The sequence below is a fragment of the Mycobacterium sp. E3298 genome (genome assembly GCF_001666895.1).
Lineage (GTDB): Bacteria > Actinomycetota > Actinomycetes > Mycobacteriales > Mycobacteriaceae > Mycobacterium.
Genome location: NZ_LZJB01000399.1, coordinates 1 through 23,852 on the forward strand (window position 1 = coordinate 1; position 23,852 = coordinate 23,852).

Genomic DNA, 23,852 nt, shown 5'->3' on the forward strand with positions numbered 1-23,852 from the left:
GGCGTTGTTGTCGGCGTCCGCGATGCTGCGGTTCGGTTTCTTCGAGGCGGGCCTGGAGTCGACGCGCGACCCGCGGTACACGATCGAACCGCAGAGGCGCCGGCTGGAGGCGCGTCGGGCGGCCGGCGTCACGGGGGACTCGATCACCACCGCGGGTTAACCGGCGGCCGTGCCCGCGAGCGCGGAGCGGCGTAACGCCAGGGCGGTTACCGGGCCGAATTTCAGCCCCGGCGTTACGCGGGCGAGTGTCTGGGTATCCCCACAGCTATGACGAAATTTGGCTACACTCTGATGACCGAGCAGAGTGGACCCAAAGACCTTGTACGGCAGGCTGTTTCAGCCGAGGAGCGCGGTTTCGACTTCGAGGTCTGCAGCGACCACTTCACCCCCTGGCTGACCTCGCAAGGGCATGCGCCCAACGCATGGGCGGTGCTGGGCGCGGTGGCGCACGCCACCGAACGGGTGGACCTCTACACCTACGTGACCTGCCCGACGATGCGCTATCACCCGGCCGTGGTCGCCCAGCAGGCCGCCACCGTGCAGATCCTGTCCGACGGCCGGTTCACCCTGGGCCTGGGCAGCGGCGAGAACCTCAACGAGCACATCGTGGGCAGGGGCTGGCCGACCGTCGAGCGCAGGCAGGACATGCTGCGCGAGGCCATCAAGATCATCCGCGAATTGTTCGGCGGCCAGCTGGTGAACTTCAGTGGCGAACACTTCCACGTCGACTCCGCGCGCCTGTGGGACGTGCCCGAGGTCCCGGTCGCCATCGCGGTGGCGTTGTCCGGCGACAAGGGCATCGAGAGATTCGCCAGGCTGGCCGATCACTTCATCGCGGTCGAGCCCGACGGGGAGCTCGTCGACGCCTGGCATGCCGCGCGCCAGGCCGCCAATCTCGCCGGCGGCGGCCGCGTGGTCGGTCAGATCCCGGTGTGCTGGGACCCCGACCGCGACACCGCCATCGAACGCGCTCACGACCAGTTCCGCTGGTTCGCCGGCGGATGGAAGGTCAACGCCGATCTCCCCACGCCGGCCGGTTTTGCCGGCGCGACCCAGTTCGTCCGTCCCGAAGACGTCGCGGAGTCCATTCCCTGCGGGCCGGACCTCGATGCGATCGTCGAGGCCGTCCGGCCCTACTGGGAGGCCGGGTTCACCGACGTGGCCCTCGTCCAGGTCGGCGGCGAATCGCAAGACCTTTTTCTGAAAGAGGCCGCCGAACCTTTGCTTGCCGCGCTGCGTGACGCGGCGAAGTAATCCCACGTTTGGTCGGTATCTGCCCGGGTATCCGGCTCCCATCGTGCGCGCCCGGCCGTATGTGTTTGTGTGCGGCGCGAACACCGGCAAGCAGCGCCGGGTGCCCGTTGACCTGCAAAGCAGCTGTCTTGCAGCAACTTTGCCCGAGATGAGTTCGCCGCAAGGCAGAAAGAGCTGACGATGGGCGATCGATCCGCCAATACCACCTCCGCGTTGGTCAAGGCGCTCGGGTGCGCCAGTTTCGCGCTGGGCTTGAGCGAGTTGGTGGTCCCCGAAAAGGTTGCTGCCCTCGCCGGGGTCGACGACACGGCCCGGTCGCGCCCGGTCATCCGCGCGCTGGGCGCGCGGGAGTGCGGCCATGGGGTGGCGCTGCTGGGCGGTCCCCAAAAGATGGTCTGGACCCGGGTGGTCGGCGACGTGCTGGATATGGCGCTGCTGGTGGCCGGGGGGGCCGCCCGCGGCCCGGGGCGGCGACGGCAGGGCGCCATCTCGGCCGTGGTGCTCGCCGGCATCGGCGGGCTGGACCTCTACACGGCGCTGCGCACGGTCGACGGTGGCGGCCGGCACGTGAATGGATCCCGACACCGCACCTTGCGCGCCGCGGTCACCGTGCGGCGCACGCCCGAGGAGGTGTACCGCTTCTGGCGGGACCTGGAAAACCTGCCCAGCTTCATGCACCACCTGAAGGCGGTCACGCCGACCACCGACGGGCAGTCGCATTGGATAGCCAACGCCCCGGCCGGCCGGTCGGTCCAGTGGGACGCGCAGATCACCGAGGACGACACCAACAAGCGGATCGCCTGGCAGTCGCTGCCCGGCTCGGTGATCGAGAACGGCGGCAGCGTCGAATTCACACCCACCGCCACCGGCGACGGCACCGAAATTCGCGTCAGGATCGGCTACCACATCCCGGGCGGCCTGTTCGGCAAGGCGGCGGCGAGCCTGTTCGGCGAGTCCCCCGAGCAGCAGGTCAACGACGACCTTCGCCGCTTCAAGCAAATCCTCGAGACCGGGCAGGTGCTGCGTTCGGACGGGTCCCCGGAGGGCACTGCGTCGGGCCGCCAGATGCATCAGCAACCGGCGCAACCGAACAAGGGAGCCAGCGTATGAAGGCCACCGTCTGGGCGGGCCGCAACAGCGTCCAAGTGGAGTCGGTCCCCGACCCGACGATTCTGAACGATCGCGACGCCATCGTGCGCATCACCTCGACGGCGATCTGCGGTTCGGACCTGCACCTGTACGACGGCTACATCCCCACCGTGAAGCACGGCGACGTGCTCGGGCACGAATTCATGGGCGAGGTGGTCGAAGTCGGCAAGAGCGTCAACAACCTGGCCGTCGGCGACCGGGTAGTGGTCCCGTTCCCGATCGCGTGCGGGGCGTGCTCCGCCTGCCAACGTAGCCTCTACTCCCTGTGCGAGAACTCCAACCCCAACGCCGGCATCGCCGAGAAATTCATGGGCCACTCGCCGGCGGGGCTGTTCGGCTATTCGCACATGCTGGGCGGTTTCGCCGGCGGCCAAGCCGAATACGCACGGGTGCCCTTCGCCGACGTCGGGCCGCTGAAGGTCGAAGACGACCTGACCGACGAGCAGGTGCTGTTCCTGTCGGACATCCTGCCGACGGGCTACATGGGTGCGGAGATGTGTGACATCACCCCCGGTGACATCGTGGCGGTGTGGGGCGCCGGCCCGGTCGGCCTGTTCGCGATCATGAGCGCGTACCTGCTCGGTGCCTCGAAAGTCATTGTCGTCGATCGGGTTCCGTATCGCCTCGAGCTCGCACAGAAGATCGGCGCCGTACCGGTCAACTTCGCCGAGACGTCGGTGCTCGAGGAATTGCGCGACCTGACCGCCGGTCGGGGACCCGACCACTGCATCGACGCTGCCGGGATGGAAGCGCGCAGCGGATCCACTCCGGTCGATGCCTACGACCGTGTCAAGCAGGCGGCTCGCCTGGAAACCGAACGGCCGCATGCCATCCGGGAAGCGGCGATGAGCTGCCGCAACGGCGGCACCCTTTCGATCATCGGGGTGTACGGCGGCCTCATGGACAAGTTCCCCATCGGGGCGGTGATGAACCGGTCGCTGACCATCAAAACCGGCCAGTGTCACGTCCACCGCTACATGCGCCCGCTGCTGGAGCGTATTCGCAACGGCGACATCGATCCGACCATTGTCGTCAGCCACCATATGACTCTCGACCAGGCTCCCCATGGCTACGAAATCTTCAAGAACAAAGAGGACCGCTGCACCAAAGTGATTCTCAATCCGACGTAATGCATAGTCCGGAATAGAGGGGAATAACCATGGCAAATGAATTGCAAGGGAAGAAGGTCGCGATTCTGGCGGCGGACGGCGTGGAGAAGGTCGAACTCGAACAACCCCGCGCCGCCCTGAAAGAGGCTGGTGCCGAAGTCGAACTTCTTTCGCTGAAGACCGGAGAAATCCAGGCGCGCAACCACGACCTCGAGCCGGCGGGAACCTTCAGCGTTGACCGCGCGGTGTCGGACGCCTCCGCATCCGAATTCGACGGCCTGGTGCTTCCGGGTGGCACGGTGAATCCGGACAAGCTCCGGATGGACAGCTCCGCGGTCTCCTTCGTGCGTGACTTCGTCGCCTCCGGAAAACCTGTCGCCGCAATTTGTCACGGCCCGTGGACCCTGGTGGAAGCCGGTGTGGCGGAGGGCCGGACGCTCACGTCGTACCCGTCCATTCGCACCGACCTGCGCAACGCGGGCGCGAACGTGGTTGACGAGGAGGTCGTCGTCGACGGCAATTTGATCTCGAGTCGCTCACCGTCGGACTTGCCGGCCTTCTGCGCGACCATTGTCAAGCAATTCGCGCATGCGCCCACTGGTTAGCCGAAAATGGCCTTTCCCCAAACCGTTTGAAGGCAACGGTTTGCGGGCATTACACAGGCCAAGCAGTGATCGCCGCGGCGATCCGTCGAAAGGCCAAAGTTGACCACAACGTATCCAGGACCCGCTGTCTCGGCTGCTTCGAACGTGTATCAGCCCCAGGACGATTCCCGATTACTGGTGAATGTGATGCGACAAAGCGCGCTCATTCCGGGGCGGCGCGTTCTGGACCTGTGTACTGGCAGCGGATTCGTCGCGATCGCCGCGGCCGAGATGGGCGGCGCCGACGTGACGGCCTTCGACATCTGCCCACACGCCGTGGGTTGCTCTCGCAACAACGCGGCCGCCGTCGGCGTGAATGTGGATGTGCGCAAGGGCACGTGGAGCGACGCGCTCGACTGCGCGCCGTTCGACGTTGTCGTGTCCAACCCGCCGTACGTGCCGACCCCGCCGAATGGCGACACCGAGTACATCAGCCCCAGCGCAGGCCCATCGTGGGCCTGGAATGCCGGCCCGGATGGCCGGATGGTGTTGGATCCGCTGTGCGAGGCGGCACCGAAACTGTTGTGCGACGGAGGCTCCCTGCTGCTCGTGCACTCGGCGCTGGCCGGCGTTCAGCAATCCCTGGATTCCCTCAAGTGGGCGGGCATGGATGCGAGAGTCGTTGCGTCCGAGCGGATACCGTTCGGTCCGGTGATGATGGCGCGGGCGGCCTGGCTGGAGAGCGTCGGCCTGATCCCGCGCGGACTCCGGCACGAGGAACTGATCGTGATCCGGGCGGACAAACGATGAGCGCCACCCGGGTACAGGTGGTTGCCGGCGGGCCGGTGCTGGTGTCCGGTCCGGTGCGCATCGAGATGCCGAACGGCGAGGTCGTGGAATCCGACAGGTTCATGGTGGCGATCTGCACCTGTCGGCGCAGCGAGAAGTATCCTCTGTGCGACACCAGCCATCGCCGATGCCGAAACCTGGCGCGCCGGACCGCTAGTCCAGCGACCGCCGCAACGACGTCCGACCCTGCTGCCACGACGCCATAACCGCTTCTGCCAAACGATCTTCGACCGCGGCGTGCGCGCGGATCCCGAACACGATGTCGCGATCGAGCTGCGGCTCCCGGGCGACCAGGTCCCCGACCACGTCGATGCGAACGACGTGCTCGTGGACCGCATCCGCCTCGACGTGCTCGGCATAGAACTCGACGCAAGACGCCGGTGCGCCCATGCGCCGCAGCGCCTGCACCATGCGGCGGGATCCCGGCGGCGAGGTGATCTCCGTGGACGCGAAGTGCCCGATCGCGGCGCCACGCAACTCGCGATGTAGCCCGAACAGTGACATCAGGTTGACCGCCGCCAGCGCTTCGGCGGGGACGGCGTCCACGTAGGCCAGGTACGTGGCGTCCAGGTGCGCCGCCGTCATCAAATCGGCGAAAAGCTGCTGATGCAGCCGGGGGCCCTGCCCGGCGCCGTATTCGTCGAATTCGATTGCCACGAAAGCGGCTTTCGCGACGCCCATCAGACGTGGAATCGCCCACGCATGCGGGTCGCCCTCCTTGAGGTGATAGACCGACCGGTGCACGAAGTACTCGCGCATCTGCTGCCAGCTTCCGCTGTCGCGCAGGTAATACGAGGGGCCGGTGCCGTCGACCGGTTCCACCGAAATGGCGTCCATCTCGGCGGCCGCCGTTTGGTCCGACGCGATGGCTCCGACGTCGCGGCGCACACCGGCCAGGAAGACGCGCTCGAGTTCGCCGCGTAACGCCAGCAGCGCAGGATTCCACTCCCAGCCGGGGTCCACGCCCGCGAAGCCACGGTAGTGCAACTCATAGCACATGCACAGTGCCAGTTGCAGATCCAGGCCGTAAGGGTCCGAGTCGCGAACGGAGGCGCCGATGCGGCTCAGGTGGTCATGTGACGGCGGGCCAGTCAGGGCGCGACGCACGGCGGTCGACAGCGGCCCGTGTGCCGCCGGCAAGGCGGGTTCGGTTGAGACTGATGCGCGGGTCACGCCCACGACTACCCGCTATCCGGGGGCCACAAACGATGCGGCGTCACTCCCGCCCCCCCACGGCGGGCAGGCGAAACGTAATGTCGGCCGTGGTGCCGGTGGGTGTGCAGTCCAGTTCCATCGCGTTGCTGAGCGCCCTCATCAGCAACAGGCCCCTGCCACCGTTGCCCGGGTCCGCTGCCGGCGTCTTCCAGGAGCCGCGGTCGGTGATCCGCGCCCGGATCTCGCCGTCTGCGAGGCCGACGTCGAGGGACATCGCGCCCGACGGCTGCTCCGAATACGCGTGTTCGACGCAGTTCGTACACGCCTCGTTGACGACGAGCACGATGTCGGCGGCCAATTCCTCTGGCACGCCTGCGCTGTTCAGCCAGTCGGCCAATCGATGCCGGATGCCGACCAATCGCTCTGCGCTGGCCTCGGTTTCGATCCGCAGGGGAGATTGCTGGTGCCGGTAGATCACCATTGCCACATCGTCGTCATACCCAGCCGGAGGGGCCAACTCACGCAAAACCGCATCGGCGACGGAATCCAGTGGCAGCGCGGTCGTCTTCACCAGGACCGCGGCGGCCCGGTTGATCCCGTCGTCGATGGATTCGTGCTTGCGCTCCACCAGCCCGTCGGTGAACAGCATCAGGGTGGACCCCGGTGGCAGTACGCGACTGGCCTGCGGGCGGGGTTCCGCGCGGCGCACGGCCAGCGGCACCGACGCCGCGTCGGTCAACATCGCGGTCGTGTCCGGTTCCGGCCCCACCAGCAGGGCGGGCATGTGGCCGGCGTTGCTGTACTGCAGGACCCCGGATTCGGTGTCCAGGATCGCCAGGAAGACGGTGGTGCAGTAGGCGTTCGGGATGAGCGAGGCCGCCGAGTCCAGTTGATCGAGCAGCAGCGCGGGCTCGGCCCCGTTGATCAGCAACGCCCGCGCGGAGCTGCGTAGCTGACCCATGACCGCGGCCGCCGGCAGGCCACGGCCCACGCAGTCGCCGACCACGATGCCGATGCGGTGGTCGCCGATCGGCAGCACGTCGTACCAGTCGCCGCCGATCTCCAACGGCGGGACGGCGGGCTCGTAACGCACGGCGAAGCCCGGCGGCGGCTCCATCGTCGGCAGCAGGGCGCGCTGCAAGGTCAGCGACGTCTCGCGGGCGCTCTCGAATTGGCGGACGTGTTGCATCGCGAGGCTGAGGTGTCCGATGAGGACGGTGACCAGCAGCCGGTCTTCGGCACTGACCCAGCGTGGCGAGCGCAGCTCCAACCACAACGCCAGGTCGCCCGCGCCGGAGAGTACCGCCACCAAACCCTGTGCCTTGCCGGGATTGTCGGGGTGCTCGACCGTTCTCGCCGTCAGCGGCAGCTGATGGCGGGCGTCCTCAAACGTCCGGCGCAGCCACGGATCCAGCCTGCGCCAAGGTATTTGGGACGACTCGCCCGCCACCTGCACGGTGGGTTCACCCTCGCCGGTCGGCCACGAGATCGCGACCACGCGTTGCACGTCGATCGCCGTGCTGCACTCGTCGAGCGTGATGGACAGCAGCTCGTCCACGCTTTTGGCGACGGCCACGGCCGTCGCCAGGCGCAGGACCGCGCTTTCCCTTGCGGCGAAGGCGCGTTCGGCGGTGATGTCACGGATCGTCCCCACGAAGACGTCCTGGTCGCTGCCGCTGCCCTGAACGGCGTTGATACTGACCGTTACCCAGACCAGATGCCCGTCGCGATGGCGGATGGGTGTCTCGTAGGCGGTGGCGCCGATGCTTTGCACCAGCGACTGTTGTTGGCTCGCGCCCTTCTGGTCGACCAACCACGGATGTGGCCATCGGTAGGGCAGACCCTCCGCCGGATAACCCAGGATTTCGATCAGGGCGTTGTTCATCTCGATCACGGAGCCCTCGTGGTCGGCGACGAAGAATCCCTCCTGCAACGAATTCACGACCGCGGTGCGGAATCTGTCGCGGTCGGCCAGCCCCTCGGCGCGGGCGCGCTCGCGCGCGAAGCGGCGCGTGCCGTCCAGAAAGCCCCGGGTGGCGATGTCGAGGGGGACCAGCATCTGCAACAGGAATTCCAGCGCGATCGGCGCGTCGATCTGAATGTCCTTGGCCAGGCCGAGAATCAGCTGCACGTGCCGCTCGATGATCGCGAGCAGGCTGACTTCCTCTTGCAGGGCCCGGCGGCCGAGTTCGTACGCGGCGGCCAGGCTGTCCTCGTCCCGCGCCTGCATGTAGGCGCGCAAGGCCGCGGCGTACTGGGCGTGGAAGTCGTCGCTGTCGCTCACGTCGAAGTCCCCCGATGACGAGCGGTCAGTACCATGGCATCGTCGGTTTCCTTGGCGTCCTTACCGAGCAGTTCCTCGGCGATGACGACGGCGGTGGCCGAGAAGTCGATGTGGTCCAGGTAATTCTCGGTGATCCCGTCGGTACTGATCACCAGCAGGTCCCCGGGACGGATCGAAATGATCTGCGCCGGCCGGATTTCCGGTATGCGGTAGCCGACGATTCCCGCGGTCAGCCGCGCGCTGTGTCGAATCTGCACGCCGGTCGGGGATTTGGCCACCAGGTCGGCGGTGACGTTGCCGACGCCGGTCCAGGTCAGCGTGTTGGCCGCGAAGTCCATACGCGCCAAGGTCATCGCGACGCCCCTGCTGCCCTCGAGCACGCGGTGACACAGCTGGATCAGCACCTCCAGGCGCTCGGTGCTGGAGCGCTGGACCGTTTCGACGGCGCGCAGCGCGGCGGCTGCGGCTTCGGGGCCGTGGCCGAGGCCGTCGACCACGCCGAACAGGGCGGCGGCGCCGGCGAGGTCGACGGCGAGGCCCCGGTCACCCGAGGTGTACTCGCTGGGCAGAGGGCGCCCCGCCCTCGCCCACTCGATGGGACCGAACCGGCCGTTCTCATGCACGGGGCGGCACCCATTTCCACATCTCGACGGCCGTTCCCTTGCCCAGCGCCGACTCCACGAACAGTCGGTCCATCAGCCGGCGGGAGCCGGGCAGGCCCATTCCCAGCCCGCGACCGGTCGAATAACCGTCCTCCATCGCCCGCTCGATGTCGGCGATGCCCGGACCCTCGTCCTCGGCGCGCACCACCAGGGCCTTGCGGCCGTCGCGGTCGGCCACGAACACTCGGACGGTGCCCCGGCCGGCGTAGCTGGTGATGTTGCGCGCGATCTCGGAGATCGCCGTGGCGATCATCGTGACGTCGGTGAGGGAGAATCCCAGATCGAGGGCGAGTTGGTGTCCGGCTTTGCGAGCTTCGACGATGTCGTCGGAATTGTCGATGTCGACGACTATATCAGCCGCCACCGTCGCGCCCGATCGTCGGTTTTCGTTGCGCCAGTTGGCGATTCAGCAGTGCCAGGCCCTCTTCGAGGTCAAGCGCGGTGTTCATGTCGTCGAACGCCAACCCCAGCTGGACCATGGCGAAGGCGACTTCCGGCTGCAGTCCGACGATCACCGTGTCCGCGCCGCGCAGCCGGGTCATGTGCGCGATCGTGCGCAGCGACCGGGCCGCGAAGGAGTCCATCACGTCGATGGCGGTGACGTCGACGATGATGCCCTGCGCGCGGAACCGGCTGACCCGCTCCATCAGGTCGTAGCGCAGCCGCTCGGCGTCGGAATCGCTGAGCGCGGCCTGTACCGAGGCGATCAGAATCGCACCCTGTTTCAGAATCGGTACTGGCATGGGGCGCTCGCGTTCCTGATGTCTAGCCTGGCTGCTCGCCGGTGCGGGAGACTTCGTAGCCCAGCAGGCGCTCGGCTTCCTCGATGCCGCCCTGCAGGTCGCCGACCGCGTTCATCTTGGACAGGTCCAGGCCGATCGTCACCAGGGTCAGGGCGATTTCGGAGGACAGGCCGGTGATGATGACGCTGGCGCCCATCAGGCCCGACGCGTCGACCGTCTGCACCAGGTGGTTGGCCACCGTGGAGTCGATGGTCGGCACGCCGGTGATGTCGATGACCACCACCTTCGCGCGGTTCGCGCGGATGGCTCTCAACAGCTGCTCGGTGACCTGGCGGGCGCGCTGGGAATCGAGCACACCGATGATCGGCAGAATCAGCAACTGCTCACGCACCTGCAGCACCGGCGTCGACAGCTCGCGGATCGCCTCCTGCTGCTGGCGGATGATGCGCTCGCGTTCCTGCACGAAGGACACGGCCACGGTGTTGGCGATGCGGTTGGCCGCCGGTTCGTAGGCGTCCAGCACCCGGTTGAGCATCTCGAACTCGGCCTGGTACTTCTCGAACAACGAGCGCGCCAGCACGTCACGCAGCAACAACACGATGCCGACGACCTCGTCGGTTTCCACGCCCCGCGGAATGATGCGCTCCGACAGGTCGCGCGCGTAGGCCTGCAGCGCCTCGACGCTACCGGTCTCGAGCACCTCCACGTAGTTGTCGTAGACGGCGGTCGCCTCGGAGAACAGCTCCTCGGGCGTCATCGCGGTGAGCAGTTCGGCCTCGGTGATCCTGCGCGCCCATTCCTCGCGCAGCACCGTTCGGTTCTGCCGCAGATGCTGGACGAGCTGGGGCAGCAGGCCCTCGCTGGAAATGGTGGCTGCCTGGGCGGCGGCACCCGCGCTGCCGAACTCCGACGGCGAATCTGACATGTGGCCTCCCGAGTGCCGGTTCGCGCCCCGTCGCGTGCAGGCTCGATTTTGCGAGACTAGCGTGGGTTGTCGCGGGGCAGGTGTCGAGGGCATATTCTTCTCGCAGTTCGCAACGCAGGCTAGGCTTGCACCACACTTAAGGCCCAGGACAAAGGATCGCCATTGTCAGCTCCTGATTCGATTACCACGTTGGTTGAGGACCACGATGGCGTGTCCGTGGTCAGTGTCAGCGGCGAAATCGATTTGGTCACGGCGCCGGCCCTGGAACAGGCCATCGGCGCGGTAGTGGCGGAGAACCCGGCGGCTCTGGTCATCGATCTTTCGGCGGTGGAGTTCCTCGGTTCGGTGGGGCTGAAGATCCTGGCGGCGACGTACGAGAAGCTGGGCGAGGCGACGGGGTTCGGGGTGGTCGCGCGTGGTCCGGCAACCAGGCGGCCGATTCACCTGACCGGCCTGGACAAGACCTTCCCGCTGCACCCGACGCTCGACGACGCCCTGACCGCGGTCCGGGACGACAACATCAGCCGCTAGGCGCTCGGGTATCGCCGTGTCTTGCGGCACAACGTATTTGGTGGAATTCGATTGCAAATCGGCCGACCGCCGAGTGCAATTCGAATTCAACACCTCGATTCCTCGTCGGGAAACGGCGCTGGCGGGTGCGCCAGGTGCGATGATCACGGCTATGGACGTCGATCACCCGCAAGACGACCAGCACTGGGACAGCCGCGAGCGCGGCGAAACTGAAATCCAACGGCTGGACCGCAATTGGAACAGCCTGCTGCAGGAGCTGCGCGTGGTGCAGACCGGGGTGCAGCTGCTCACCGGCTTCCTGCTGACGTTGCCGTTCCAGCAGCGGTTCGACGTCCTGGCGCCCGTCCTGCGCGACGCCTACCTGATCACGGTGGGTTGTTCGGTGGGCGCGACCGTCCTGCTGATCGCCCCGGTAGGCATGCACAGAATGCTGTTCCGCCGGCACCGCCTACAGGTCTTGGTGTCGGCCGCCCATCGGTGCGCCTACGCGGGGCTGGCGCTGCTCGGCCTCGCCCTGACCGGGGTGACGGTCATCGTGTTCGCCGCGGTGGCGGGGCGCAGCCCGGCCCTGATCGCGGGAGCGTGTGCGCTGACGCTGTTTACGTTCTTCTGGTGGCTGCTGCCGCTGCTACTGCGCTCGCGCGGCATGTAGCGCGAGTTCGTGGATTCGCGTCGAGTCCAGATGGTTCAGCAGGTCCTGGGGATCGGCGAAGATCGGTGACGCACCCGCCGCCTGCAGTTCCTCGCGCGCGATCCCGCCGCTGAGCAGGCCGATGCACGGCAACTTGGCGCCTCCCGCCGCGTGCGCATCCCACACGGCGTCCCCGACGAACACCGCATGATCGGCGTTGACCCCGGCGCGGTCCAGCGCGACCTGCACGATGCCCGGCTCGGGTTTGGCGGTGTCGACGTCCCGCGACGACGTGGTCTCCGAAATGACCTCCTCGCAATCGAGGACCTTGCGCAAGATCTCTAATTCGTCGTCGGGCGCCGACGTCGCCAGCACGACCTGCAGGCCCAGGTCGGCGACCCGCCGCAGCAGCGCCTGGGCGCCGGGCAGGGGCGTGAGCAGGTGGGTGCTCTCCCGGTAGTAACGGCTGTGCCCGTCGCTCAGCCGCTCCTGAACCTCGTCCGGTGCGTCATCGGAGAGGGTCCGGACCAATGTGGAGCCGTCCATTCCGATGCAACGGTGGATCTGCCAGGCGGCCACGGGCAGTCCCTCGTCGTCGAAGGCGCGCAGCCACGCGCAGACGTGCAGATAGTTGGAGTCGATCAGGCTTCCGTCGACGTCGAACAGAACGGCGGGTTTCATCTGCGCGGCATACCCACCTCGGGGCCGGCTGACACCGGTGCGGCGAACGGTTTGGGGACTGGGGCGGCGGGTAACCGCCGTTGATGATCCCGCGAAGCGGTTGCGGTTTATGGGTCGCGGGGTGGCCGCCGCCTCAGGCGCCGGCTCGATCGGCGGGCCAGATGCCGCACGAATCACCCTGACGCGCAAGATTTCTCGCGAGGAGGCCAGTTGAATTCCCGCAACGATGACCCGATCGATCACCAACGGACGTTCCGTCAGCACGCCGGTGAAACCGTCACCAACGGGGCCAACGCACCCGGCCTGGCGGGCTCGGCCGTCGCGGTGCTCGCCCTGATCGTGGGTCTGTTCGAGTTGGCGACCCGGCACTTTGCGGCGGGCCTGACCGCGGTGGTCCTGGCCGCGCTGCTGGGTGCGGCGAGCGTGGTGTGGCTGGCGCGCACCCATCGCAAGGTGCGCGACGCCGAACTTGCCTGGCACGCCGCGAATTCCGACCAGCCCGCCCCGCCGCCGAGCAGCTGACCCTGTGAGCTAACGAACACCTGCCCGCCTCGGGCCAACCACACGTTTGATCGCGGTCGTGACCGGGTAAGAGTCGATCATGGTCGCGCCAGTCCCGTTGCGAGCAGCAAACTATCCGGCCGAGTACGAGCGGGATTTCCCGCTGCTCGGCCTCGCGGCCGTGGCCGTCTGGGCGGTCAGCCTGGCGATCGGTTTGTTCGAGCTATTGGTGGGGCACGAAGGGGTGGCCATCGGGGCGCTGCTGGTCTCGGTCGTTGCGCCGTGGTTGGGCCTGGCGCTGGCGCATTACCCTGCCGCGGCCCGGCGGCTGAGGCAGCTCAGGTTCCGCCGGCGCAACTTTTTCGAGACGGTCGGTGTAACTCGCGCCTGAACGGGGTACAGCCTGCGCCAACGGGATGAGTACAGGAAAGTGCGTCAGCCCGGCTCATCAGCAGGAAGGAACTGCCATGGCGACCGCAAGCGACTATGACGCACGCCGGGTCTCCGACATGGACACTCAGGACAAGTCCGCGATACGCGAGCTGGCCCCGACCTTGCAGGGCTCGGTCACCGCAGTGGTCGATGAGGATCCCAACGACGTCCACTTCTTCGAGCTGCCCGGCGCCGACCTGTCCGGTGAAGAGCTGTCGGTGACGGTGATTCCCCAGCGCTCCGACGAGTTCACCTGCTCGAGTTGTTTCTTGGTGCAGCACCGCAGCCGGTTGCGCAGCACGAAGGCGGGCCTGCAGATCTGCGCCGACTGCGCCTAGGGCCGTAAACCCTGGGCAGGGTTAGAGCGTTGGCGGGCAACGAATTTCAGGATTGCGCCCATTCGCGCTCGCACACGGCGCAGCGCCGGGTGACCATCGCCCAGTCAGGTTCGTCCTTGCCGGGCTCGCGGATCAGGTGCGCGGACGTGTCGCCGCAGCCCGGGCAGGCGCAGATCGCGCGGTAGGGCTCCACCGGTTGAGCCGCCATCAGTCGCAGGTTCTCCGCCCGGGTGAAAGGCACGATCACCAGCGAATCGGGGCGGGGCAGCGGGTGCGGATTGTCGAACCACAACAGGCCACACGTCACCGTGGCCACCGCCGTGAAGACGGCCAGGATCATGGTCGGAATGTCCCACGGCCAGTTCGGCGGGAGAGGGGTCAGCACGAGAACCACCAGCACGGCGGAGACCAGCGCCCCGATGATGGTGCCGGGTTTGGCGAAGCGGTAACCGCCGACGTCGAACGCTTCCCAGGCCTCGATCTCCTGCTTGCGCCGGGCGATCTCCGCCAGGGTCGGGTGCGCGGGATCCTCATCCGACGACGCGGTGTCAGCAAACCGGGCGACCTGTCGGCCGACCTCGCGTCGCCGCCCTTGCTCGGGCGTCCGGCTTACCAGCGCCATGCGGGCTGAGCTTAATGGCAAAGCCGCGCGTCCGCAGTGTCAGACGCTCTGGCCGGCTGTCCTGCCAGCTAACACGAACTGAGTCGGGGTGGCGGGATTTGAACCCACGGCCTCTTCGTCCCGAACGAAGCGCGCTACCAAGCTGCGCCACACCCCGCTTGAAGCTCCGACAGCCTATCGCACCCGCCCATCGGCTGGCCAAACCGCGGTGCGCCGGGTCACTGCCACCGGCAGGAACGCTCGAACTCCACCAGCGCCGCGGCCGGACCGCTCGGATCGAGTCCCTGCGCGGCGACCCAGTCGTCGTCGAAGTAGGTGTCGTGATAGCGGTCGCCACTGTCGGCGAGCAGCGTGACCACCGAACCGCTGCGCCGTTCGGCGACCATCTCGGCGAGCAAGCCGAAGGCGCCCCATAGGTTCGTGCCCGTCGAGGGACCCACCCGGCGGCCCAGGACGGTGCTGACGTGGCGGGCGGCGGCGACGGACGCCGCGTCGGGCACTGCCACCATCCGGTCGACCACACCGGGCAGAAACGACGGCTCCACGCGCGGCCTGCCGATGCCCTCGATGCGCGACGAGGTGGGCATCACGAGGTCGTACCGGTCGTCTTCGTAGGCGGGGAAGAACGCGGAGTTCTCCGGGTCGACGACGCACAACCGGGTCGTGTGCCGCCGGTAGCGGATGTAGCGGCCGATCGTGGCGCTGGTGCCGCCGGTGCCCGCCCCGACGACGATCCACTCCGGAATCGGATGCGTCTCCTCGCCCATCTGCTCGAAGATCGACTCGGCGATGTTGTTGTTGCCCCGCCAGTCGGTGGCGCGTTCGGCGTTGGTGAACTGGTCGAGGTAATGCCCGCCGGTGTCGCGGGCCACGCGTTCGGCCTCGGCGTACACCTCGCTGGACTTCTGCACGAAATGGCAACGGCCGCCCTGGGCTTCGATCAGGGCCACCTTGGACGAGCTGGTCGACGCCGGCATCACGGCGACGAACGGCAGACCCAGCAGGGCCGCGAAGTAGGCCTCCGACACCGCCGTCGATCCCGACGAGGCCTCGACCACCGTGGTCTTCTCGTTGATCCACCCGTTGCAGAGTGCGTAGAGGAACAGCGAGCGCGCCAGCCGGTGTTTCAGGCTGCCGGTGATGTGGGTGGTCTCGTCCTTGAGGTACAGCGCCACATCGGCGTCTGAGCCGTTTCTAGCCCATGCCTCCGGCAGCGGGTAGCGCAGCAGGTGCGTGTCCGCGCTGCGGCGGGCGTCGGCCTGGATCAGCCGGACCGCGTTGTCCGTCCAGGACCGGGAGTGGCTGCGGACCGCGATCCGGGTCCGCTCGGTCAACGCACCGAAACTGTTGGCTGCGAACGGCTCAGGTCGCTGGCCGAGTCGTGACCGCCCATCGGCGTGGCGATCAACGTCAGCAGGGTGGCCTCGGGCCGGCAGCAGAACCGCACCGGGGCGAATGGGGAGGTGCCGATGCCGCCGGAGACGTGCAGTGCCATGTTCGCGCCCCACCGGGACGGTCCCTTGGCGCGGGACCGGTCCAGGCCGCAGTTGGTCACCAGCGCGCCGTAGAGCGGCAGGCAGACCTGCCCGCCGTGGGTGTGGCCGGCCATCACCAGCTGATAGCCGTCGGCGGCGAAGCGGTCCAGCACGCGCGGCTCCGGCGAATGGGTAAGTCCCAGGCGCAGGTTCGCGGCCGGGCTGGCCGGGCCGGCGATCGTCTCGTAGCGGTCCCGGTCGATGTGCGGGTCGTCGACGCCGGCCGCGGCGACGTGCAGGCCGGCCACCTCGAACTCGCGCCGCGTGTGGGTCAGGTCGAGCCAGCCGCGCTCGGTGAACGCCGCCCGCAGGTCCTGCCAGGGCAGCGGTTCGCCGTGGACCCGGTGCGACGGGTTGGTCACGTAATTCAGGGGGTTCTTCAGGCGCGGCCCGAAGTAGTCGTTGCTGCCGAACACGAAGACGCCGGGCCGCGACAGCAGGTCGCCCAGGGCCTGCACCACCGCGGGCACCGCCTTCGGGTGCGCCAGGTTGTCCCCGGTGTTGACCACCAGGTCGGGTTCCCAGTTGCTCAGCTCCCGCAGCCAGGCCTGTTTTCGGCGCTGGGTGGGCAGCATGTGCAGATCGCTGATGTGCAGCACCCGCAGCGGCGTGGAACCCGGCGTCAGGACGGGCATCGTGATCTCGCGCAGGACGAAGGCGTTGCGCTCGACGACGGCGGCGTAACCGATACCGGCGACGGCCGAACCGAGCGCGACGGCACCGGTGCGTATCAGCGTGGGCAACGCCCCGCGACGATGCGGTCCGCGCAGCGGACCGCCGTGGAGGGGGGCCATTGAGCTTGCATCAGCCATGCTGGCAGCCTACTGCCGGTTGCGCTTTGGCAACGTATAGCTTGCGCCGCGGCGTCACAGCTCGCCCGGTCTACGGGGGCGGCTGCCCCGGCGGCGGGGGCGGTGGCGCCAGGAGCGGAATGGTGATCGGGGGCAGACCCGGGATCTCCACCACCTGCGAGCCGACCGGCACCGGCGCGCCCTCCGGGGGCGGCGGTGGGGCAGGCGGGATGCCGTTGCTGACCTGGATGGTGATGATCGACCCGGGGATCGTCGCGCCGCTCGGCGAGGTCCCGACCACCTCGCCCTGCTTGGCGGAGCTGTTGACGAAGTTGTTCTGGTCGGCGACCTGGAAGCCGGCCTCCTTGAGGCGGGCGCGCGCGGCATCGATGTCCAACCCGGCGACGCTGGGCACCCGCGACCCGGGTGAGCCGTCGACGTAGCGGGGATCGGTGGGCGGCAGCTGCACCGGGCCGAAATTGGTGGCGATCGGCTTCATCGCCGTGAACCAGGTGCGGGCCGGCTCGTTACCGCCGTACAAGTCGCCCTCGCCGCAGTGGCGCAGCGGCGACGAGCACAGGTCCGTCGGCGAGGGTGAGTCGTCATAGATGTAGTTGGCCGCGGCGTAGTGGTTGGTGAAGCCCACGAAGCCGGAGGAGCGGTGCGCCTCGGTGGTGCCGGTCTTGCCGGACATCGGCAGCGTCCACCCCGCGGCGCCGGCGGAACCGGAGGCGGTGCCGCCGCCCACCGCGTCTTTGCTCATCGCGTTCGCCAGGGTGTTGGCCAGGCCTTCGGGCACCACCTGGTCACAGGTCTCGGTGGTCACGGCGACCTCGTTGCCGTGCCGGTCGATCAGCTTGTCGATCGGGTTGGGCGGGCACCAGGTGCCGCCCGAGGCCAGCGTCGCCGCGACGTTGGACAGCTCCAGCGCGTTGACTTCGATGGGGCCCAGCGTGAACGAGCCGATGTTCTGCCGTTTGACGAAGTCGGCCAGGCTCTCGTTGCTGTCCGGGTTGTAGTCGCGCGCGGTGCCGGGGTCGGCGTAGGACCGCAGCCCCAGCTTGATCGCCATGTCCACGGTGCGGGTCACCCCGACCTGCTGAATCAGCTTGGCGAAGGCGGTATTGGGCGAGGTGGCGAGGGCCTCGGTGACATTCATCGACCCGCGGTAGTTGCCGGCGTTGACCACACACCAGTTGTCCTTGGGGCAGCCCTTGGCTCCACCGCGACCCATGCCCTTGGTCTGGAAGCGCGGCGGCACGTCGAGGGTTGCGTTGATGCCCATGCCCATGTCCAGGGCGGCGGCCGTCGTGAAGATCTTGAAGACCGAGCCCGCGCCGTCACCGACCAGCGAGAAGGGCTGCGGCCGCATGGTCTGCCCGGCGTCGCTGTCCAGCCCGTAGGTCCGGTTGCTGGCCATCGCCATCACCTTGTGCGAGGTCTTGCCGGGCTGGATCACGCTCATCACGCTGGAGATGCCCGGCAGCGTCGGGCTCGCGAACTGGTCGATCGCCGACTTGACCGGCACCTGCACGTCCGGGTCCAGCGTGGTGCGGATCAGGTAGCCGCCGCGGGCCACCTGCTCTTTGCTGATCCCCGCCCGCGACAGGTACTCCTGGACGTAGTCGCAGAAGAACGCGCGATCGCCGGCGGCGATGCAACCCCGCGGTAGCTCATTGGGCTGCGGCAGCACGCCCAGCGGTGTGGCCTTGGCGGCGCGCAGCGCGTCGGCCTCCTGCGGGATGTTCTCGATCATGGTGTCCAGCACCAGGTTTCGCCGCGCCAGCGCGCCCTCGGGATTGGTGTAGGGGTTGAGCGCGCTGGTCGACTGCACCATGCCCGCCAGCAGCGCCGCCTGCTGCCAGTTCAGGTCCGAAGCGTTGATGCCGAAGTAGGTCTGCGCCGCGTCCTGCACCCCGAACGACCCGTTGCCGAACGACACCAGGTTCAGGTAGCGGGTGAGAATCTCGGGCTTGGTGAAGGTCTTGTCGAGCGTGAGCGCCATCCGGATCTCGCGCAGCTTGCGCGCCGGGGTGGTCTCCACGGCGGCGCGCTTCTCGGCGTCGGTCTTCGCCGTCACCAGCAGTTGGTAGTTCTTGATGTACTGCTGCTCGATGGTCGACCCGCCGCGGGTGTCGACGTCGCCGCGGGCGTAGCCGGCCAGCCCGGTCAGCGTGCCCTTCCAGTCCACCCCGGCATGCTCGGCGAACCGCTTGTCCTCGATGGACACGATCGCCAGCTTCATGGTGTTGGCGATCTTGTCGGTGGGCACCTCGAAGCGGCGCTGGGAGTACAGCCAGGCGATGGTGTTGCCCTTCGCGTCGACCATCGTCGAAACCGCGGGGACCTCACCCTCGAGGAGTTGGGCCGAGCCGTTGGCGACGACTTCGGAGGCCCGGTTGGACACCAGTCCCAATCCGCCCGCGAACGGAAACATCAGCGCCGTGGCGACGACACCGGCCAGCAAGCAGTAACCCGCGAGCTTGAGGATGGTGAGAAAGGCCTGGGGCCGGTCTGACATGGCTACTACAGTAGCGGCCCCCTGTCACGCCGCCACGCTGCGCGTTCACCCACTTTTTCACCCCGTCATTGACCAGCGCTTTACGGCCGCGGCAGGGATAAAATTTGCGCGTGCGTCAGTGAATGGACCCCCCGAACGGGCGTGTCCAAGATCACTTCTTGGCCCGCCGTTTTGGACGAGACGGCACGCCCGTCCCAAAAAAAGCGTTATCGGACTGTTGCGCAATTGGTGGCTGACCACCTAACTTAGACACACGGTGAGATTCAGGTAACACCGATGTACACAGTGTGGCGTAGATCGCAGGTCAGGATCTGCACCCCAGGAGGGCGGTCGCGAGAGCGGCCGGTAGGGAAGGGAACAGTTCGTGTCAGGAACACGGCCTGCGGCGCGTAGGACAAACATTGCGGCCGCTCAAGGGGTACTCCGCAGCGTTGATGCCGAAGAACGGATCGCCTGGGTTTCCAAAGCACTGTGTCGAACCACCGACCCGGACGAGCTATTCGTCCGTGGCGCCGCGCAGCGCAAAGCGGCCGTTATTTGCCGGCACTGCCCGGTGATGCAGGAGTGCGGGGCCGACGCCCTCGACAATAAGGTCGAGTTCGGCGTCTGGGGCGGCATGACCGAGCGTCAACGCCGCGCCCTGCTCAAGCAGCACCCCGAGGTGGTCTCCTGGGCCGACTTCTTCGACAAGAGGCGCACCCGCAGCGTCGGCTGACCCGCGGACCCATCGCTCCCGCTAGTGCAGGGGCCCCTGCGCCGCCGCGCGGGCCGCGTCGTCGCCAACCGGTGCGATCTGATCGGCGAGGGCGCGCAACGCTTCCAGGTCCGAGACGTCGAAGGGCAGCGACGGAACCCCGACGACGGGCACGTGCGGATTGGCCCCGGTGAACCGCGACAGCAACCTGATTTCCCGTTTCGCGGTCTGCGCACGGTCGGCATGAATCCTGAGCACGGCCGCGGCCAGCGACGCCGCCTCGGAGTCCGCTTCGGCCTCCAGCGTTTCGGTTCCGTCGATCGCCCGCTCGGCGGGAAGCGAGCACAACGTCGGGTGGGTGCGGTTCAAGACCAGCCCGGCGAGCGGCATTCCTTCGGTGGACAACCGGTCGACGAAGAAGGAGGCCTCGCGCAGCGCATCGGGTTCGGCCGCCGAGACCACGACGAACTGCGTGCCCCGCCGCTTCAGCAGCGCGTAGGTACGGTCGGCCTTCTCCCGGAAACCACCGAAGGTGGCGTCCAGCGATTGCACGAAGGCCGCCGCGTCGCTCAACATCTGTGAGCCGAGCACGGTTGACATCGCCTTCATCGCCAAACCCATTGCGCCGGTGACCAATCGGCCGATACCCCGGCCCGGCGCGAGCAGCAGTCGCCACAGCCTACTGTCCATGAAGCTACCCAGCCGCTTGGGCGCGTCCAGGAAGTCCAGCGCGTTGCGCGACGGCGGGGTGTCCACCACCACCAGGTCCCAGCGGTCCTCGGCCAGCAGTTGGCCGAGCTTCTCCATCGCCATGTACTCCTGCGTGCCGGCGAGCGAGCTGGCGACCGTTTGATAGAACTGGTTGTCCAGAATCGCTTGCGCGCGGCCGGTTCCGGAGTACTGGACCACCATTTCGTCGAACGTGCGGCGCATGTCGAGCATCATCGCGTGCAGCTCGCCGGGAACCTCCGGCGCCAACGGCACGCGCTGAGGGGTGTTGCCCAGGTCGTTGACCCCGAGCGCCTGGGCCAGCCGCTTGGCCGGGTCGATCGTCAAAACGCAGACGTTGCGGCCGTATTCGGCCGCGCGCAAGGCCATCGCGGCAGCAGTGGTGGTCTTGCCCACCCCGCCCGCGCCGCAGCACACCACCACCCGGTTGGTCGTGTCGGCCAGGATCGTGGCCATATCAAGCTTGTTCGGCGTGGTACTCATCGAACCCCCTGCTGCGCAAGCACTTCCGAAAGCTCATAGAGGCTGCCGAGGTCGACGCCGTCGGAGATCGTCGGCAGTTCGAGCCGCGGCACCTTCAACGCGTCCAGTTGTTGCGCGATCTCGGCTCGCGCGGCGATGACCGTCGCGTGCTCGATGGTTTCGGTCAGCAGGCCCGCGAAGTCGTTGTCATTCAGCTTGATCCCAGCCATTTCCAGCCCCGTCCGCACCGAGTCCGCGTCGACGTGTCCCTCGGCGGCCTTGGCCAGGTCGGCGGGCTGCAGGTACGAGGCGATGTTGCGGTTCACGATCACGCTGCCGATCGGCAGCTCCATCTCGGCGAGCTCCTCGATGGCCTCGAGCGTTTCCTGCACCGGCAGCGCCTCCAACAGGGTGACGAGGTGGATGGCGGTCTGCTCAGAGTGCAGCAGCTTCACCACGCCCTCGCTCTGCGAGTGCACCGGGCCGCCCTTGGCCAGATCCGAGACGGCCTTGGTGACGTCCAGGAAGCGGGCGATCCGACCCGTCGGCGGTGCGTCGACCACAACCGCGTCGTAAACCGGGGTCTTGGCCCCCTTGTTCAGCCGCACCACCGATTCCTTGATCTTTCCGGTCAGCAGCACGTCGCGCAGACCGGGCGCGATCGTCGTCGCGAATTCGATGGCGCCGATGCGGCGCATCGCCCGCCCGGCGATACCGAGGTTGTAGAACATGTCCAGGTATTCCAGGAAGGCCGCCTCGATGTCGATCGCCAGGGCGTTGACCTGGCCGCCGCGCTCGGCGGTCGCGATCTTGACCTCCTGGTAGGGCAGCGGCGGCACGTCGAAGAGCTGCGCAATGCCTTGCCGCCCTTCGACTTCCACGAGGAGAACCTTTCGGCCCCCGGCTGCCAGGGTGAGCGCGAGCGCGGCCGCTATCGTCGACTTGCCCGTGCCGCCTTTGCCGGTGACGAAATGCAGGCGGGCCTTCGACAACCGCGCCGGCCAGCCGACGGCGCTACCGCCGCTCGATATGTTTGCCACCTTCGCATGCTAGCCCGGCCGGCGCCGGGCCCCCGGGCAGGCCAGAGGCGTTCACACCCGACCGATAAGCTCGCGCCATGAGCCAACCGATCGCATGGGAATACGTCACGGTCCCGCTGCTGACGCACGCCACCAAACAGATCCTCGACCAGTGGGGCGCCGACGGTTGGGAACTGGTGTCCGTGCTGCCCGGGCCCACCGGGGAGCAACACGTCGCGTATCTGAAGCGCCCGAAGTAGATGACGGCGTCGGCCCGGCTCTCCGAACTCGGTGTCGCGCTGCCCGCGGTGGTGGCCCCGCTGGCCGCCTACGTGCCCGCGGTGCGGACGGGTGACCTGGTCTACACCGCCGGTCAGCTGCCGATGCAGGACGGACAGCTCGCCGGGACGGGTAAGGTCGGGGCCCACGTCAGCCCGGAAGAGGGCAAGGCGCTCGCGCGGATCTGCGCACTCAACGCCCTGGCCGCCATCGACTCGCTGGTGGGCATCGACGCGGTGACGCGGGTGGTCAAGGTCGTCGGCTTCGTTGCGTCGGCCCCCGGTTTCAACGGCCAGCCCAGCGTCATCAACGGGGCCTCCCAGCTGCTGGCCGAGGTGTTCGGCGATGCCGGCGCCCACGCGCGCTCGGCGGTCGGCGTGTCCGAGCTGCCCCTGGATGCGCCGGTAGAGGTGGAGCTGATCGTGGAGGTCGGCTCACGACCGTGACCGCCGCGCCCGAGTCGCTGAGCCACCCCGCCTACGGCAGGCTGCGGGCGGTCACCGAGACCGCCTCGGTCCTGCTGGCCGACAACCCGGGATTGCTGACCCTCGAGGGCACCAACACCTGGGTGCTTCGCGGCAAGGGCAGCGACGAGCTGGTGGTCGTGGACCCCGGCCCGGACGACGACGAGCACATCGACCGCGTTGCCGGGCTGGGCCGGATCACGCTGGTGCTGATCAGTCACCGGCACGGCGACCACACCGACGGTATCGACAAGCTCGTCGAGCGCACCGGCGCGACGGTGCGGTCGGCGGGCAGCGGGTTCTTGCGCGGCCTCGGCGGTCACCTGACCGACGGCGAGGTGATCGACGCGGCCGGCCTGAAGATCAAGGTGATGGCCACCCCCGGCCACACCGCCGACTCGCTGTCGTTTCTGGTCGACGACGCGGTGCTCACCGCGGACAGCGTGCTGGGCCGTGGCACCGCCGTCATAGATAAAGAAGACGGCAGCCTGGCCGACTACCTGGAATCGTTGCGGCGGCTCCGCGGCCTAGGGCCCCGCACGGTGCTGCCCGGTCACGGGCCGGACCTGGCCAACCTGGAGGCCGTCGCATCGGGCTACCTGGTGCACCGGCACGAGCGCCTGGAGCAGGTGCGCGCGGCGCTGCGTGACATCGGCGAGGACGCCACCGCGCGGCAGGTCGTCGAACACGTCTATGTGGACGTCGACGAGAAACTCTGGGACGCGGCCGAATGGTCCGTTCAGGCGCAGCTGAACTATTTGCAGCGAACCTGAAAATCTGCAGGAGAACTGCGAGTAAGGGCCTGCGAAATTACCGGCTCGGCGCAATTCCCGCGCGCTTACCTCGCTCGGGGTCGGATTCTCGCTCGGTTGCGCCCGCGCTCCGGGCGCGCTTACCTCGCTCGGGGT

The 23,852-nt window shown here is 67.8% G+C and carries 28 protein-coding genes, 1 tRNA gene and 1 pseudogene; 16 read left to right on the plus strand and 14 right to left on the minus strand.

Features of this window, described 5'->3' with window-relative positions; genetic code table 11:
• From A9X05_RS31190 to A9X05_RS29935, 7 genes and pseudogenes are all read left to right on the plus strand, one after another.
• A pseudogene (locus A9X05_RS31190) lies at positions 1-160 on the plus strand (nitrite reductase); the annotation flags it as partial.
• 107 nt (positions 161-267) lie between these two features.
• Positions 268-1,254, plus strand: a complete 987-nt coding sequence (locus tag A9X05_RS18790) for an LLM class F420-dependent oxidoreductase (RefSeq protein WP_067783329.1) — start codon at positions 268-270, stop codon at positions 1,252-1,254.
• A 180-nt stretch (positions 1,255-1,434) separates the two neighbouring features.
• Positions 1,435-2,364: an SRPBCC family protein gene (locus A9X05_RS18795; RefSeq protein WP_067783332.1), complete on the plus strand. Its 930-nt coding sequence runs from the start codon at positions 1,435-1,437 to the stop codon at positions 2,362-2,364.
• Positions 2,361-3,533: a zinc-dependent alcohol dehydrogenase gene (locus A9X05_RS18800; protein ID WP_067783334.1), complete on the plus strand. Its 1,173-nt coding sequence runs from the start codon at positions 2,361-2,363 to the stop codon at positions 3,531-3,533. The genes A9X05_RS18795 and A9X05_RS18800 overlap by 4 nt, the downstream gene beginning before the upstream one ends.
• Before the next feature lie 29 nt (positions 3,534-3,562).
• Positions 3,563-4,117 carry a type 1 glutamine amidotransferase domain-containing protein gene (locus A9X05_RS18805; protein ID WP_067754250.1) on the plus strand — a complete coding sequence of 185 codons (555 nt, stop codon included), beginning with the start codon at positions 3,563-3,565 and terminating at the stop codon, positions 4,115-4,117.
• 99 nt (positions 4,118-4,216) lie between these two features.
• Positions 4,217-4,906, plus strand: a complete 690-nt coding sequence (locus tag A9X05_RS18810; protein WP_067754253.1) for a HemK2/MTQ2 family protein methyltransferase — start codon at positions 4,217-4,219, stop codon at positions 4,904-4,906.
• Positions 4,903-5,151, plus strand: coding sequence for a CDGSH iron-sulfur domain-containing protein (locus tag A9X05_RS29935; protein WP_082950333.1), 249 nt, complete (start codon positions 4,903-4,905; stop codon positions 5,149-5,151). Before A9X05_RS18810 ends, A9X05_RS29935 begins: the two co-directional genes overlap by 4 nt.
• On the opposite strand, the gene A9X05_RS18815 is transcribed toward A9X05_RS29935, so the two are convergent.
• The 6 genes from A9X05_RS18815 to A9X05_RS18840 are packed head-to-tail and all read right to left on the minus strand — an operon-like array spanning position 5,099 to position 10,714.
• Entirely contained in the window at positions 5,099-6,118 is a 1,020-nt protein-coding gene (locus A9X05_RS18815; RefSeq protein WP_067754259.1) for an iron-containing redox enzyme family protein, read from the minus strand. The genes A9X05_RS29935 and A9X05_RS18815 overlap by 53 nt on opposite strands.
• A gap of 43 nt (positions 6,119-6,161) precedes the next feature.
• The gene (locus A9X05_RS18820) at positions 6,162-8,384 is read right to left on the minus strand and encodes a SpoIIE family protein phosphatase (RefSeq protein ID WP_067783337.1); all 2,223 of its coding nucleotides are present in this window, start codon (positions 8,382-8,384) and stop codon (positions 6,162-6,164) included.
• Positions 8,381-9,007 (minus strand): SpoIIE family protein phosphatase, encoded by a 627-nt coding sequence (locus A9X05_RS18825; RefSeq protein WP_067749307.1) that lies wholly within the window; start codon positions 9,005-9,007, stop codon positions 8,381-8,383. The genes A9X05_RS18820 and A9X05_RS18825 overlap by 4 nt, the downstream gene beginning before the upstream one ends.
• On the minus strand, positions 9,000-9,410 hold the full coding sequence (locus tag A9X05_RS18830) for an anti-sigma regulatory factor (protein WP_067749308.1): 411 nt from the start codon (positions 9,408-9,410) through the stop codon (positions 9,000-9,002). Before A9X05_RS18830 ends, A9X05_RS18825 begins: the two co-directional genes overlap by 8 nt.
• Positions 9,400-9,789 carry an STAS domain-containing protein gene (locus A9X05_RS18835; protein WP_067270791.1) on the minus strand — a complete coding sequence of 130 codons (390 nt, stop codon included), beginning with the start codon at positions 9,787-9,789 and terminating at the stop codon, positions 9,400-9,402. The genes A9X05_RS18830 and A9X05_RS18835 overlap by 11 nt, the downstream gene beginning before the upstream one ends.
• A gap of 22 nt (positions 9,790-9,811) precedes the next feature.
• The gene (locus A9X05_RS18840) at positions 9,812-10,714 is read right to left on the minus strand and encodes an STAS domain-containing protein (RefSeq protein ID WP_067749310.1); all 903 of its coding nucleotides are present in this window, start codon (positions 10,712-10,714) and stop codon (positions 9,812-9,814) included.
• Between the two features lie 162 nt (positions 10,715-10,876).
• On the opposite strand from A9X05_RS18840, the gene A9X05_RS18845 reads away from it, so the two are divergent.
• On the plus strand, positions 10,877-11,245 hold the full coding sequence (locus A9X05_RS18845; protein WP_156669914.1) for an STAS domain-containing protein: 369 nt from the start codon (positions 10,877-10,879) through the stop codon (positions 11,243-11,245).
• A 151-nt stretch (positions 11,246-11,396) separates the two neighbouring features.
• Positions 11,397-11,897, plus strand: a complete 501-nt coding sequence (locus A9X05_RS18850; RefSeq protein WP_067749333.1) for a DUF6328 family protein — start codon at positions 11,397-11,399, stop codon at positions 11,895-11,897.
• Here A9X05_RS18850 and A9X05_RS29940 read toward each other — a convergent pair.
• On the minus strand, positions 11,874-12,557 hold the full coding sequence (locus A9X05_RS29940) for an HAD family hydrolase (RefSeq protein ID WP_067749315.1): 684 nt from the start codon (positions 12,555-12,557) through the stop codon (positions 11,874-11,876). The genes A9X05_RS18850 and A9X05_RS29940 overlap by 24 nt on opposite strands.
• A gap of 210 nt (positions 12,558-12,767) precedes the next feature.
• On the opposite strand from A9X05_RS29940, the gene A9X05_RS31195 reads away from it, so the two are divergent.
• The 3 genes from A9X05_RS31195 (at position 12,768) to A9X05_RS18870 (ending at position 13,828) form a co-directional block, all read left to right on the plus strand.
• Positions 12,768-13,079: a hypothetical protein gene (locus A9X05_RS31195; protein WP_067749326.1), complete on the plus strand. Its 312-nt coding sequence runs from the start codon at positions 12,768-12,770 to the stop codon at positions 13,077-13,079.
• Between the two features lie 79 nt (positions 13,080-13,158).
• Positions 13,159-13,449, plus strand: a complete 291-nt coding sequence (locus A9X05_RS18865) for a hypothetical protein (RefSeq protein ID WP_082950332.1) — start codon at positions 13,159-13,161, stop codon at positions 13,447-13,449.
• Between the two features lie 76 nt (positions 13,450-13,525).
• Positions 13,526-13,828: a DUF4193 domain-containing protein gene (locus tag A9X05_RS18870; RefSeq protein WP_067749329.1), complete on the plus strand. Its 303-nt coding sequence runs from the start codon at positions 13,526-13,528 to the stop codon at positions 13,826-13,828.
• Between the two features lie 46 nt (positions 13,829-13,874).
• Here A9X05_RS18870 and A9X05_RS18875 read toward each other — a convergent pair whose 3' ends face one another.
• From A9X05_RS18875 to ponA2, 5 genes are all read right to left on the minus strand, one after another.
• The gene (locus A9X05_RS18875; protein ID WP_067783340.1) at positions 13,875-14,450 is read right to left on the minus strand and encodes a hypothetical protein; all 576 of its coding nucleotides are present in this window, start codon (positions 14,448-14,450) and stop codon (positions 13,875-13,877) included.
• An 83-nt stretch (positions 14,451-14,533) separates the two neighbouring features.
• Positions 14,534-14,607 (minus strand) — tRNA-Pro (locus A9X05_RS18880).
• Positions 14,608-14,668: 61 nt separating this feature from the next.
• Positions 14,669-15,784 carry a PLP-dependent cysteine synthase family protein gene (locus A9X05_RS18885; protein ID WP_067783343.1) on the minus strand — a complete coding sequence of 372 codons (1,116 nt, stop codon included), beginning with the start codon at positions 15,782-15,784 and terminating at the stop codon, positions 14,669-14,671.
• Positions 15,781-16,779, minus strand: coding sequence for a metallophosphoesterase (locus A9X05_RS18890; RefSeq protein WP_082969819.1), 999 nt, complete (start codon positions 16,777-16,779; stop codon positions 15,781-15,783). The genes A9X05_RS18885 and A9X05_RS18890 overlap by 4 nt, the downstream gene beginning before the upstream one ends.
• Positions 16,780-16,867: 88 nt before the next feature.
• Entirely contained in the window at positions 16,868-19,297 is a 2,430-nt protein-coding gene (ponA2, locus tag A9X05_RS18895; RefSeq protein ID WP_067783346.1) for a transglycosylase/D,D-transpeptidase PonA2, read from the minus strand.
• A 364-nt stretch (positions 19,298-19,661) separates the two neighbouring features.
• On the opposite strand from ponA2, the gene A9X05_RS18900 reads away from it, so the two are divergent.
• Positions 19,662-20,012, plus strand: a complete 351-nt coding sequence (locus A9X05_RS18900) for a WhiB family transcriptional regulator (RefSeq protein WP_065443482.1) — start codon at positions 19,662-19,664, stop codon at positions 20,010-20,012.
• Positions 20,013-20,033: 21 nt separating this feature from the next.
• Here the strand turns inward: A9X05_RS18900 and A9X05_RS18905 are convergent, their stop codons facing one another.
• Together A9X05_RS18905 and A9X05_RS18910 are read right to left on the minus strand one after the other, a co-directional pair.
• Positions 20,034-21,203, minus strand: coding sequence for an ArsA family ATPase (locus tag A9X05_RS18905; RefSeq protein ID WP_067783353.1), 1,170 nt, complete (start codon positions 21,201-21,203; stop codon positions 20,034-20,036).
• Positions 21,200-22,222, minus strand: a complete 1,023-nt coding sequence (locus A9X05_RS18910) for an ArsA family ATPase (RefSeq protein ID WP_067749574.1) — start codon at positions 22,220-22,222, stop codon at positions 21,200-21,202. Before A9X05_RS18910 ends, A9X05_RS18905 begins: the two co-directional genes overlap by 4 nt.
• A 77-nt stretch (positions 22,223-22,299) precedes the next feature.
• Between A9X05_RS18910 and A9X05_RS31200 the strand changes: the two genes are divergently transcribed.
• From A9X05_RS31200 to A9X05_RS18920, 3 genes are read left to right on the plus strand one after another with little or no spacing between them, the layout of a single operon-like run.
• Positions 22,300-22,461, plus strand: coding sequence for a DUF4177 domain-containing protein (locus A9X05_RS31200; RefSeq protein WP_073871548.1), 162 nt, complete (start codon positions 22,300-22,302; stop codon positions 22,459-22,461).
• Positions 22,462-22,926 (plus strand): RidA family protein, encoded by a 465-nt coding sequence (locus A9X05_RS18915; RefSeq protein WP_067749572.1) that lies wholly within the window; start codon positions 22,462-22,464, stop codon positions 22,924-22,926. It begins immediately after the preceding gene.
• Positions 22,923-23,717 (plus strand): MBL fold metallo-hydrolase, encoded by a 795-nt coding sequence (locus A9X05_RS18920; RefSeq protein WP_067749569.1) that lies wholly within the window; start codon positions 22,923-22,925, stop codon positions 23,715-23,717. Before A9X05_RS18915 ends, A9X05_RS18920 begins: the two co-directional genes overlap by 4 nt.
• Positions 23,718-23,852: the final 135 nt, after the last annotated feature.